This window comes from Acidobacteriota bacterium, assembly GCA_003696075.1.
Lineage (GTDB): Bacteria > Acidobacteriota > Polarisedimenticolia > J045 > J045 > J045.
Genome location: RFHH01000090.1, coordinates 1 through 11,406, shown reverse-complemented (window position 1 = coordinate 11,406; position 11,406 = coordinate 1). Strand labels below are relative to the sequence as shown.

Annotated in this window: 10 protein-coding genes and 2 tRNA genes; 2 read left to right on the top strand and 10 right to left on the bottom strand. The window is 71.1% G+C overall.

The features are described 5' to 3' along the window. The 8 genes from rho to D6718_05890 all read right to left on the bottom strand — a co-directional run. On the bottom strand, positions 1–1,241 hold a 1,241-nt coding region (gene rho, locus D6718_05925), incomplete at its 3' end, for a transcription termination factor Rho (protein ID RMG46233.1). Continuing rightward, entirely contained in the window at positions 1,238–1,873 is a 636-nt protein-coding gene (locus tag D6718_05920; protein ID RMG46232.1) for a YihA family ribosome biogenesis GTP-binding protein, read from the bottom strand. The genes D6718_05920 and rho, both read right to left, overlap by 4 nt. 51 nt (positions 1,874–1,924) lie before the next feature. Next, complete coding sequence (gene lon, locus D6718_05915) at positions 1,925–4,303, bottom strand: endopeptidase La (GenBank protein ID RMG46231.1); 2,379 nt, start codon at positions 4,301–4,303, stop codon at positions 1,925–1,927. A 58-nt stretch (positions 4,304–4,361) separates the two neighbouring features. Beyond that, positions 4,362–5,621 carry an ATP-dependent Clp protease ATP-binding subunit ClpX gene (gene clpX, locus D6718_05910; GenBank protein RMG46230.1) on the bottom strand — a complete coding sequence of 420 codons (1,260 nt, stop codon included), beginning with the start codon at positions 5,619–5,621 and terminating at the stop codon, positions 4,362–4,364. A gap of 43 nt (positions 5,622–5,664) precedes the next feature. After that, positions 5,665–6,249 carry an ATP-dependent Clp endopeptidase proteolytic subunit ClpP gene (gene clpP / locus D6718_05905; protein RMG46229.1) on the bottom strand — a complete coding sequence of 195 codons (585 nt, stop codon included), beginning with the start codon at positions 6,247–6,249 and terminating at the stop codon, positions 5,665–5,667. 30 nt (positions 6,250–6,279) lie between these two features. Next, complete coding sequence (tig, locus tag D6718_05900; GenBank protein RMG46228.1) at positions 6,280–7,578, bottom strand: trigger factor; 1,299 nt, start codon at positions 7,576–7,578, stop codon at positions 6,280–6,282. Positions 7,579–7,705: 127 nt separating this feature from the next. Continuing rightward, a tRNA-Leu gene (locus tag D6718_05895) sits at positions 7,706–7,792 on the bottom strand. 73 nt (positions 7,793–7,865) lie between these two features. Continuing rightward, positions 7,866–7,941, bottom strand: a tRNA-Lys gene (locus D6718_05890). Between the two features lie 156 nt (positions 7,942–8,097). Between D6718_05890 and D6718_05885 the strand changes: the two genes are divergently transcribed. Continuing rightward, on the top strand, positions 8,098–9,093 hold the full coding sequence (locus D6718_05885; protein RMG46227.1) for an adenosine kinase: 996 nt from the start codon (positions 8,098–8,100) through the stop codon (positions 9,091–9,093). After that, entirely contained in the window at positions 9,090–10,082 is a 993-nt protein-coding gene (locus D6718_05880) for a pyridoxal-phosphate dependent enzyme (GenBank protein RMG46226.1), read from the top strand. The genes D6718_05885 and D6718_05880 overlap by 4 nt, the downstream gene beginning before the upstream one ends. Here D6718_05880 and D6718_05875 read toward each other — a convergent pair. Beyond that, positions 10,079–10,372: a hypothetical protein gene (locus D6718_05875; GenBank protein ID RMG46225.1), complete on the bottom strand. Its 294-nt coding sequence runs from the start codon at positions 10,370–10,372 to the stop codon at positions 10,079–10,081. The genes D6718_05880 and D6718_05875 overlap by 4 nt on opposite strands. A gap of 19 nt (positions 10,373–10,391) precedes the next feature. Beyond that, positions 10,392–11,021, bottom strand: coding sequence for a sigma-70 family RNA polymerase sigma factor (locus tag D6718_05870; GenBank protein ID RMG46224.1), 630 nt, complete (start codon positions 11,019–11,021; stop codon positions 10,392–10,394). Positions 11,022–11,406 lie beyond the last annotated feature (385 nt).

Here is an 11,406-nt window from a genome sequence, read left to right as displayed (position 1 = left end):
GCCATGCTGGCGAGGAACTCGGCGTTGGTCTTGGCCCGGCGCAGGCGGTCGAGGAGCAGTTCCATGGCCTCCACCGAGTTCATCTGGTCGAGCGCCTTCCTCAGCACCCAGATCCGGCGCAGGTCCTCCGGCGGAATGAGGAGCTCTTCCTTGCGCGTTCCGGAGCGCGCCACGTCCATGGCCGGGAAGACCCGGCGGTCGCTCAGCTCCCGGTCGAGGTGGATCTCCATGTTGCCGGTGCCCTTAAACTCCTCGTAGATCACCTCGTCCATGCGGGAGCCGGTGTCGATGAGCGCGGTGGCGAGGATGGTGAGCGAGCCGCCCTCCTCGACCTTCCGGGCCGTCCCGAAGAACTTCTTCGGGCGCGCCAGGGCGGCGGCGTCGATACCCCCGGACAGAATCTTGCCGCTGGCCGGCTGCACGGCGTTGTAGGCGCGCGCGAGCCGGGTGATCGAGTCGAGAAGGATCACGACGTCCTTCCGGAACTCCACCAGCCGCTTGGCGTGCTCCAGCACGATCTCGGCGACCTGGACGTGACGGGAGGCCGGCTCGTCGAAGGTCGAGGCGACGACCTCGCCCTTGACCGTCCTCTCCATGTCGGTCACCTCCTCGGGCCGCTCGTCGATCAGGAGCACGATGAGGACCGTCTCGGGATGGTTCTCGGCGATCGCGTGGGCGATCGCCTGCAGGAACATCGTCTTCCCGGTCCGCGGGGGGGCGACGATCAGCCCGCGCTGCCCCTTGCCGATCGGGGCGAGCAGGTCGATGACCCGGCCGGTGAGGTTCTCAGGGGTGGTCTCCATCCGAAGCTGCTCGTCGGGATGCCACGGCGTGAGCGATTCGAAGTCTCCCTGCCGCCGAGCCTCCGCGACCGGCAGGTCGTGGAGCTGCTCGACGTCCTGGAGGGCGAAGTAGTTCTCGTTGCGGCGCGGTGGCCGGAGCGGCCCACTGACGAGATCCCCGGTCGCCAGGCGGTACTTCCGGATCAGACCTGGCGAGACGTAGATGTCGTCCGGCCCGGGCAGATACGAGTGCTCCGGGGAGCGAAGGAAGCCGTACCCCTCGGGGAGCCTTTCGAGGACGCCCCGCGCGACGACCTTCTCCTGCTGCCGGATCCGCGCCGCGAGCACGCGCTGCACGAGCTCCTGCTTGCGGTACCGGTGCACCCCGTTGATGCGCAGCGCCCGCGCCATCTCGGCCAGCTTCGAGATTTCCATTTCCTTCAGTTCTTGCAGGATCATCGGACTCCCTTCGCGGGTGCGCCCCCGAGGCCCCGCGCATCCTCCAATCCGCCGAGCACGAGCCGCGCGAGCTCGGCGAGCCCTTCACCGGTGCGCGCCGAGGTCAGCAGAACCGGCGTTTCCGGTGGCAGTCCGAGCGCGGCGCGCGCCCGCGCGGACGCCCGCGCCCTGGCCGCCGCCCGCAGCTTGTCGCCTTTCGTCAGCACGACCGCAGACCTCACGCCGCGGGCTTCGAGCGCATCGCGGAGCAGCCTGTCCAGCGAGGTCGGTTCGTGCCGGGCGTCGACGAGGTGGATCGCCAGCCGCAGGCTCTCCCGCCCGTCGAGATAGGATTCGACGAGGCGGGACCAGGCCCGCCGCATCCTCTCCGGAACCCGAGCGTAGCCGAACCCGGGCAGATCCACCAGATAGAACCTCCGGTCCACCGCGTAGAAGAAGATCTCGCGGGTCCTGCCCGGCGTCTTGCTCACCCGCGCCAGGCCGGCGCGGCCCAGCAACCGGTTCAGCAGGCTCGACTTGCCCACGTTCGACCGCCCGCAAAGGGCGAACTCGGGCAGCCCGTCCCGGGGGAAGTCCCCGGGACGCGCCGCGACGTGCGCGAGACGAACCTCCTTCGCCCTGATCCCAGCCATGGAAGCGTTTCCGCCGGGCCGCCGGGTCTTCCTGCGGCAGGCCCGGCCCGTTCACATCGGCGGCGCGGCCTCGGCCTCGCCCGGCGTGGCCAGCAGCGGGAGCGAGGCGGGCGGGCGCTCGAGCGCCCGCGGAAGCACCTCGTCCAGATGCTCGACGAGGACGATCTCGACCGACTGGAGAACGTCCTCCGGAATCTCCGCCAGGTCCTTCTCGTTTTCGCGGGGAAGAAGGACCGTCTTGACCCCGCAGCGGTGGGCGGCCAGGACCTTCTCCTTGATGCCGCCGACCGCGAGCACCCTTCCCCGAAGCGTGATCTCCCCGGTCATCGCCACTTCCGCGCGCGCGGGGATTCCGGCCAGCAGCGACACCAGCCCCGTCGCCAGCGCCACCCCGGCGGAGGGGCCGTCCTTCGGAATCGCGCCCTCCGGCACGTGGATGTGGAGGTCGGTCCGGCGGAGCGCGCCGGGGTCGATACCGAGTTCGGCCGCGCGCGAGCGGACGTAGGTCAGCGCCGCCCGCGCCGACTCCTGCATGACGTCGCCGACCTGCCCGGTCACGACCAGGCGCCCCCGCCCCGGCACCGCCGAGGCCTCCGGCACCAGCACGTCCCCGCCGGCAGGCGTCCAGGCGAGGCCGATCGCGGCGCCCACCCCCGCCCGGAGCCGCCTTTCCGGCGAGAGGTAGCGGGGGGCGCCCAGAAGGTCGGCCACCGCCGCGGCCGTCACCTCGAACCGCCCGCGCCACTCCTTCTCGACGAGGCCGCGCGCCAGCTTCCGGCAGACGCGGGCGATCTCACGCTCGAGCTGGCGGACGCCGGCCTCCCTCGTGTAGCGGTCGATGATCGTCTCCAGCGCCTCGTCGGTGAACGTCACGCCCCGGCGCGCCAACCCCGCGGCGTCGAGCTGGCGGGGGACGAGATAGCGCCGGGCGATCTCCCGTTTCTCCGCGAAGGTGTATCCGGCGATCCGGATCACCTCCAGGCGGTCGAGGAGCGCCGGCGGGATCGAGTGCGTGACGTTGGCCGTGGCGATGAAGAAGACGTGGCTGAGGTCGAACTCGACGTCGAGGTAGTGATCGAGGAAGGCGCTGTTCTGCTCGGGGTCGAGGGCCTCCAGCAGCGCCGCCGACGGGTCGCCGCGGAAGTCCACCGACATCTTGTCGAGCTCGTCGAGGAGGAACACCGGGTTGCACGTCCCGGCCTTCCGCAGCATCTGGATCAAGCGCCCGGGGAACGCCCCCACGTAGGTGCGCCGGTGGCCGCGGATCTCGGCCTCGTCCCGCACTCCGCCGAGCGACAGCCGGACGAACTTGCGGCCCGTGGCCCGTGCGATCGACCGCGCGAGCGAGGTCTTCCCCACCCCCGGGGGGCCCACGAAGCAGAGGATCGTCCCCTGGCGCTTCCTCGGGGCGAGCTTCCGCACCGCCAGGTGCTCGAGGATGCGCTCCTTGACCCGCTCGAGCCCGAAGTGATCGCTCTCGAGCACGCGCCGGGCCCGGGCCAGGTCCCGCCGCTCCGGCGAGCGGCGGTGCCAGGGCACCGAGAGAAGCCAGTCGAGATAGGTCCGCGAGACGGTCGCCTCGGCCGACACGGGGGGCATCGCCTCGAGCCGCCGGACCTCCTCCAGCGCTTTCCGGCGGGCCTCGTCCGGCATCCGCGCCTCGTCGATCCGCCGCCGGAGCTGCTCGAACTCGTTCTCGCCGCCGCGGCCCAGCTCCTGCTGGATCGCCCGGATCTTCTCCGACAGGTAGTACTCCCGCTGGGCCTTCTCCAGCCGCTTGCGGACCTGCCCGTCGATCTTCCGGTCGAGCTCCGCCTTGTCCAGCTCCGCCTCGAGAACCCGAACGAGCCGCTCGAGGCGCTCGAGCACGGACAGCCTCTCGAGCAGCTCCTGCCGCACCTCGGCGGCGACCGGGAGATGGGCGGCGATGGTGTCGGCCAACCGGCCCGGGTCGCGCACCTTCAGCATCGGAAGCAGGTTCTCGGGACCCAGGTCGGGCCGGCACGCGACGTAGCTCTCGAACAGCCGCGACACCTCCCGCACCAGTTTCGGCACCCCCGGCGCGCCCGCCGCCCGATCCTCGACCGGCTCCACCTCCGCCTGCAGGTAGCCGTCGGGGGATCGCGTCATCGCGAGAGCGCGGGCCCGGCAGATGCCCTCGACCAGCACGCGGACGTTCCCTCCCGCCACGTGGAGCGACTGGACGACGGCGCCGATCGTTCCCAGGGAGTGAATCTCGTCGGGACCCGGGTTCTCGACCGCGGCGTCACGCTGGCAGGCGAGGAACAGGCGCTTGCCCGACGCCGCGGCCCTCTCGAGAGCCTTGAGCGAGGCGGGCCGCCCGACGACGAAGGGGACCATCGTCTTCGGAAAGACGACGGCTTCCCTCAGCGGCAGCGTGGGCAGAGTCTCGATGCGCGTGGCGGCCATCGCTCTCCGGCGCGCGCAGCGCGCGGCCGTTCATCGTGGTGGATCGGCGGCCGGCGCGTCAACCGGCTTTCTCGATCAGCCGCAGCCCGCCGCTCTTCTCGCTCGACTTCTCCACCAGATCCTCCGTGATCGTCAGCTCCCGGCGCTTCGGCGAGGAGGGGATCTCGTACATGTAGTCGAGCATGAGCTCCTCGAGGATGAGCCGCAGGCCCCGCGCCCCGATCTTCCGCTTCATCGCCTGGCGCGAGATCGACTCCAGCGCCTCCTGCGTGAAGTTCAGCTTGACATCCTCGAACTCGAAGATCTTCTGGTACTGCTTCACGAGCGCGTTCCGCGGCTCGGTCAGGATCCGCACGAGGGCGTGCTCGTCGAGGTCGTCGAGGGGCGCGATGACCGGCAGGCGGCCGACGAACTCGGGAATCAGCCCGAACTTGACCAGATCCTCCGGCTGGCAGTGCTTGAGCGTCTCCAGCCGCGTCTTCTCCTTGGCGCTCTTGATCTCGGCCTTGAAGCCGAGGGTCTTCTGGCCGAGCCGCGTTTCGATGATCTTGTCCAGGCCGACGAAGGCGCCGCCGCAGATGAACAGGATGTTGGTCGTGTCGATCGGGATGAAGTCCTGGTGCGGGTGCTTGCGCCCGCCCTGGGGCGGGACGTTGGCCACCGTCCCCTCGAGGATCTTCAGCAGCGCCTGCTGCACGCCCTCACCCGAGACGTCCCGGGTGATCGAGGGGTTCTCCCCCTTCCGGGCGATCTTGTCCACCTCGTCGATGTAGATGATCCCGCGCTGGGCCTTCTCCACGTCGTTGCCGGCGGCCTGCAGCAGCTTGAGGAGAATGTTCTCCACGTCCTCGCCGACGTAGCCGGCCTCGGTGAGGGTGGTGGCGTCGACGATCGCGAACGGAACGCTGAGCATCCGCGCCAGCGTCTGGGCGAGCAGCGTCTTGCCGGTTCCCGTCGGCCCGACGAGGAGGATGTTCGACTTCTGCAGCTCGACGTCGTCCTTGCGCCGCGACAGCTCCAGCCGCTTGTAGTGGTTGTACACCGCCACGGCGAGCTTCTTCTTCGCCAGCTCCTGGCCGATGACGTACTGGTCGAGGAACTCCTTGATCTCGGTCGGCTTGGGAAGGCGCGACTCCAGCGCCCCCTCGTCCGGCTCCTGCTCCTCGGCGATGATGTCGAGGCAGATGTCGACGCACTCGTCGCAGATGTAGACCGTGGGCCCGGCGATGAGCTTGCGCACGTCCCGCTGGCTCTTGTTGCAGAAGGAGCAGCGCAGCTCGCCGTCGCCCCTGTTACCGCTTTTCTTCTTGCCGGCCATGGCTATGACTCCTGGTTGCAGCCGGTCTGTCGGGCTTTCTGGCTCAACCGCGCCGTTCGATGACCTGGTCGATCAAGCCGTACTCCTTCGCCTCCTCCGCCGTCAGGAACTTGTCGCGATCGGTGTCCTTCCTGATCTTGTCCATGTCCTGGCCGGTGTGCCGCTGGAGGATCTCGTTCAGCCGGTCCCTCAGACGCAGGATCTCCCTCGCCTGGATGTCGATGTCCGCCGCCTGGCCCTGCACGCCGCCGAGCGGCTGGTGAATCATGATACGCGAATTCGGCAGCGCCGACCGCTTCCCCTTGGTTCCGGCCGCGAGCAGGACCGCCGCCATCGAGGCGGCCTGCCCGACGCACATCGTGGCGATGTCCGGCTTGACGAACTGCATCGTATCGTAGATTGCCAGACCCGCCGTGACCGAGCCACCGGGGCTGTTGATGTAGATGCTGATGTCCCGATCGGGGTCTTCCGCCTCGAGGAACAGCAGCTGGGCGATGACGACGTTGCTCACCTGGTCGTCGATCGGGCTCCCGATGAAGATGATGTGGTCCTTCAGCAGGCGGGAGTAGATGTCCCACGCCCGCTCCCCACGGGCGGACTGCTCGACGACGATCGGGATCAGCGGCATGGTCGGGCTCGGCCTCCTTGTCCGTAAGTCCTAGGAAATATGGGATTTGTCATAGAGCCAGTCAAGCGTGCGGCGCTGCCGCAGCGAGGCGGTCAGCTCCGCCAACCGCCCGTCCTGCTTCATCTTGCGCTCCAGCGCCGCGGGGCTCTGCCCCGTTTCGCGAGCGATCGCGGCCACGGCGGAGCGGACCTCTTCCGGGTCCGGTTCGATCCCCTCCGCGCGCGCGATCGCCTCGAGGAGGATGCGTTCGCTGACGGAGCGCCGCGCTTCCTCCCTCTGCTCCTCGACCACCTTGTCCCAGTCGACGTCCATCTTCTCCGGATCGAGGCCGCGCGCGCTCAGCTCCCGCCCGAGGGCGGCCAGGCGCTGCTGCAGCTCCCGCTCCACGAGCCGGCCGGGCACCTCGAAGGGGTTCCGGGCCAGCAGCATGTCCAGCAGGCGCCGGCGCGCCACGCGCTCGGCCTCCTGCTCTCTCACCCGCGTGAGCGCCTCCCTGATCCGGCCCTTCAGTTGCTCCAGCGTTTCGACCCCCTCGCCGACGGACCGGGCGAACTCGTCGTCCAGCGAAGGAACCTCCTTCTGGAGGACGTTCCGGACCGACCCCTTGAAGTAGACGACCTTGCCCCGGAGCCGCTCGTCCGGGTGGTCGTCGGGGAAACGGACCTCGAAGGTGAAGCTGTCCCCGGCGACGCGCCCCGACAGCGCCCGCTCGAACTCCGGCGGGTTCTCCTTGGCCCCGAGCTCCACCAGCCGGGTCGAGCGGGGAACGACGGGCGCCCGCCCCAGCTCCGCCCCCTCGACGTCGATCTCCACCAGATCCCCCGCGCGGCTGGGCCGGCCCTCCACCGGGACGGTCTTCGTGCGGGCCGCGCGGAGCGCCTCCAGCTCCCGCCGGACGTCCTCGTCGGTCACCTCGACCGCCGGTTTGGAGACGGTGAGCCCGACGTAGTCCTTCGGCTCCACCCGGGGCATGACCTCGAAGGTGACGGCGAACCGGTAGGGCTCCCCTTCCCGGGCAGGCTGCGGTCCGCCCTCCCCTTCCCCCGCTTCGAGGTGGACAGTCTCGTCGATCGGCTCGAGACCTTCGCGCCGCAGCGCTTCCCACGTGAACTTCTGGACGATCCGCTCCCCTACCCGCTCGGGAAGCCCCTGCCCGTAGCGCAGGCGCACCACGTCGAGAGGGGCCTTGCCCGGGCGGAACCCGGGGATGCGCGCCTCGCGGCGCAGCTCGCGGAGCGTCCGGTCGAACACCGCCTGGACGTCGCTCGCGGGGACTTCGACCGCCAGCCGTTTCCTCACCGCCGACAGGTCGGTTCGTTCCGTTTTCATGCGACCTCGCCCCGGGCCTTTCTCAGGCCCGGTCCGGTGACAGTTTGGCCCAAGATCGCCGCCGCCGCCCGTGCCGGGGGCGGTCCGGTGCGCACCGGTTCGCAGAGCGGGGAAGCGGGCCGCCGGCTGGTGCGAAAGGGGGGACTCGAACCCCCACGGCCATGCGGCCACGAGATCCTAAGTCTCGCGCGTCTACCAGTTCCGCCACTTTCGCCCAGGGAACTCCGGCACGGGACGGCCGCGGCGACGCCCCCGGGCCTCCGCCGGGCCTCGGCAACTGCCGGCGATGGTGAGCCGCCAGGGACTCGAACCCCGAACCCGCAGATTAAGAGTCTGCTGCTCTACCAGTTGAGCTAGCGGCCCATCGATCGAACGCCGCCCGCGCGGGACCCGACGTCCCGCGTCCACCCGGACGGCGGCGTCATTATAGGACCGAGCATGCCCCCGGCAACCGGCGCGCCGGTTGCCGCCCCGGCCGGGGGCGCGGATACTGGCGCGCCCTTGCGGCGGAGGGACCCGATGGTCTCGGAAGCGGAGTGGGACGTCGTCGGCCTCGGCAACGCCATCGTCGATCTTCTGGTCAGGGTCGACGAGCCGCGGCTGGCGGAACTCGGACTGGCCAAGGGGACGATGTCCCTCGTGGACGAGGCGGAGGCGGTTCGCCTCACGGAGCGCTTTCCGGGCGCCGTCACCTGTTCGGGCGGCTCGGCGGCGAACACGATGGCCGGGGTGGCCTCCCTCGGCGGCCGCGCCGCCTACATCGGCAAGGTGCGGGAAGACGATCTCGGCCGCGCGTTCGCCGAGGACATCCGCCGGGCCGGGGTCCATTTCGCCACACCGCCGGCGGCGGAGGGGCCCGCCACCGCCCGCTGCATCGTCCTCGTCACCCCGGACGGGCAGCGGACGATGCAGACCTTCCTGGGAGCCTCGACCGGCCTCGGTCCCGGTGACGTCGACGAGCGGCTGGTGCGCGCGTCCCGGGTGACCTACCTCGAGGGATACCTTTGGGATCCCCCGCAGGCGAAGGAGGCGTTCGTCACCGCCGCGCGGGCGGCCCACGAAGCGGGGCGCCTCGTCGCCCTGAGCCTGTCCGACCCGATCTGCGTGGAGCGGCACCGCGACTCCTTCCGCGACCTCGTCGGCGGCCACGTGGACGTCCTGTTCGCCAACGAGGAGGAGATCCGCTCGCTGTTCGAGACGGACAGCTTCGACGAGGCGGCCGCCCAGGCGGCCGCCACCTGCCGGATCGCCGCGCTGACCCGCGGGCCGCGGGGCTCGGTCGTGCTCTGGGAGGGGACCCGGCACGACATACCGGCGGAGCCGGTGCCGGAGGTCGTCGACACCACCGGCGCCGGCGATCTGTACGCGGCGGGGTTCCTGTACGGGCTGACGCGTGGCTGGGACGCGGAGCGCTGCGGCAGGCTCGGAGGACTCGCGGCGGCGGCGGTGCTCGGCTCGCTCGGTGCGCGCCCGGGCCGCACGCTCGCCCCCCTCGCGTCGAGGATGCAGCGGTGAGCGGGCGGGGCGCGGCGCGCGCCGGGGCGAGTGAAACGGAGCCGAGGCCGCCCGGCCCGGAGGCGGTCGAGGAGGCGCGGGAGCGGCTCCGCGGACTGGTCCGCGAAACGCCGGTGTTGACGAGCTTCGGCCTCGACACCCTCGCGGGAGCCCGCCTCTTCTTCAAGTGCGAGAACTTCCAGCGCGTGGGGGCGTTCAAGTTCCGCGGCGCGGCGAACACGCTCTGGCAGCTCGACCGTTCGCGGCTGCGCGCCGGCGTGGCGACGCACTCCTCGGGGAACCACGGCGCCGCTCTCGCCCTCGCCGCCCGGCTCCGCGGGGTGAAGGCCTACGTGGTGATGCCGGAGGACGCCCCCGAGGTGAAGAAGGCCGCGGTCCGCGGATACGGGGCCGAGATCCGTTTCTGCGGCCGCGCCATCGAGTCGCGGCAGGAGACGCTCGACGCCCTGGTGGCGGAGACCGGCTGCTATCCGGTGCACCCCTACAACGATCCGCGGATCGTCGCCGGACAGGGGACCGTGGGCCTCGAGCTTCTCGAGCAGGTGCCCGATCTGGACGTGATCGTGGCTCCGATCGGGGGCGGCGGCCTGATCAGCGGCATCGCGCTCGCCGCCGCGGAACGGGGGGTCGCGGTGGTGGGAGCCGAGCCCAGCGGCGCCGACGACGCCTACCGCTCGCTGGCCACGGGGCGCCTCCAGGGCAACCGCGACCCGCGCACCGTCGCGGACGGCCTCCTCGCTCCGATCGGGCCGCTGACCTTCGCCGTCATCCGGAGCCACGTCCAGGAGATCCTGACCGTCGGGGACGAGGACATCGTCCGCGCCATGCGTCTGATCTGGGAGAGGCTCAAGGTGGTGGCCGAACCGTCAGCCGCCGTGCCGCTGGCGGCGGTGCTCGCGCATCCGGATCGGTTCGCCGGCCGGCGTGTGGGGATCGTGATCAGCGGCGGGAACGTCGACCTGGACCGCCTCCCCTGGGCTCGGCGCTAAGCCCCCTCCGCGCGGCTCGACCGAGGCTCGAGCACCGCTTCGAGGAGCCGGCGCACGGCCTCGCCCTCCTCCTCCGAGCGTCCGGCGAGATCGCGTGCCGCGGCGCCGATCGACTCGAGCTGGGCCGCGTACTCGCGGCACGCCGCGCAGCGCGCGAGGTGGTCGGCGACCGCCGCCGCCCCGGGAACGGGCTCGCCGCCATCCGAGGCGAGCCGCCGCGCCACGGCCTCGCAGGTGAGATCCCCCCTCGTGTCCGCACCCCCCTCCCCGGCATCCCTCTTCGACCTCATCGCCGCATCTCCCTCCCGCTCACGCCCCTCCGCCCGCCCCGCGCGGGCCGCGGACGCCGTGCGCCTCCAGGTACTCGCGCAGCCTGTTCCTCGCCCGAAACAGGAGCACACCAACGTGAGTCCCGGAAACCTGGAGAATATTACAGATCTCGCCGGTGGTGAATCCGTGGACCTCGCGGAGGAGGAAGGCCATCCGCTGCTTGAACGGCAACTCCGCCAACCCCCGCTCGACGAGTTCGACGATCTCCGCCGCGTAGACGTCCGCGTCCGCCGGCCGCGGCGGGCGCTGCCAGGACCCGTCCGGCGCGAACCGCTGCGCGACCGTCTCGTCGATCGGATCCTCGCGGTCGTTCCGCGCCGCCTCCCGCTGCGATTGAGCGAGCTTGTGGTAGAGGATCCCGAACAGGAAGGTCCGCACGTGGGAGCGGCCCTCGAAGTGGGCCGCGCGCTCGACGAAGGCGGCCAGCGTCGCCTGAGCGACGTCCTCGGCCCGCTGGGCGTCCAGCCCGGCGGCGCGCGCCGCGCGGAGGATCTGCGGCAGGTACGCCTCGGCCACCTCCCGCAGCGCTTCGGGGTCGCGCGCGCGCAACCTGGCGACGAACTCCGGTCCGGAGAACCGGCCGCCGGATCGCCGCGACCGTGAGCTCATACTTCGCCGCGCCTCCCGCCGGCCGTTGCTGCGCGGGCGGCGTGTGCTCGGGACGGCCAACGGCTCGCCTTTCGGTGAGGCGTCGTTCCGCCCGCATCCCGGATCCTAGCCCCGCGGCTCCGGAGCGGCAAACACGGCTCCGGACACTGTAAGAAAACCCCGCGCCCGCCGACTCACAACTCGGGGGCGGCCGTGCGCCGGCCGGCCCGGCGCCGCCGCCGGCCGCGACCCCGCCGAGGACGAGACGATGGAACGGATCGACGTGCGTTCGGCTGGACGAGATCTGCTCGACAAGCTCCGTCAGGCGCAGGATCGGGATCGGTATCGGGAGCAGCACTGGACGGGGAGTTTCGAGGACTACCTGGCGATCGTGCGCGAGCAGCCG

Excerpts from the sequence above, each read along its gene's own strand:
- D6718_05920 (RMG46232.1), bottom strand. The coding sequence starts at position 1,873 with ATGGCTGGGATCAGGGCGAAGGAGGTTCGTCTCGCGCACGTCGCGGCG.
- lon (RMG46231.1), bottom strand. The coding sequence starts at position 4,303 with ATGGCCGCCACGCGCATCGAGACTCTGCCCACGCTGCCGCTGAGGGAA.
- clpX (RMG46230.1), bottom strand. The coding sequence starts at position 5,621 with ATGGCCGGCAAGAAGAAAAGCGGTAACAGGGGCGACGGCGAGCTGCGC.
- clpP (RMG46229.1), bottom strand. The coding sequence starts at position 6,249 with ATGCCGCTGATCCCGATCGTCGTCGAGCAGTCCGCCCGTGGGGAGCGG.
- tig (RMG46228.1), bottom strand. The coding sequence starts at position 7,578 with ATGAAAACGGAACGAACCGACCTGTCGGCGGTGAGGAAACGGCTGGCG.
- D6718_05885 (RMG46227.1), top strand. The coding sequence starts at position 8,098 with ATGGTCTCGGAAGCGGAGTGGGACGTCGTCGGCCTCGGCAACGCCATC.
- D6718_05875 (RMG46225.1), bottom strand. The coding sequence starts at position 10,372 with ATGAGGTCGAAGAGGGATGCCGGGGAGGGGGGTGCGGACACGAGGGGG.
- D6718_05870 (RMG46224.1), bottom strand. The coding sequence starts at position 11,021 with ATGAGCTCACGGTCGCGGCGATCCGGCGGCCGGTTCTCCGGACCGGAG.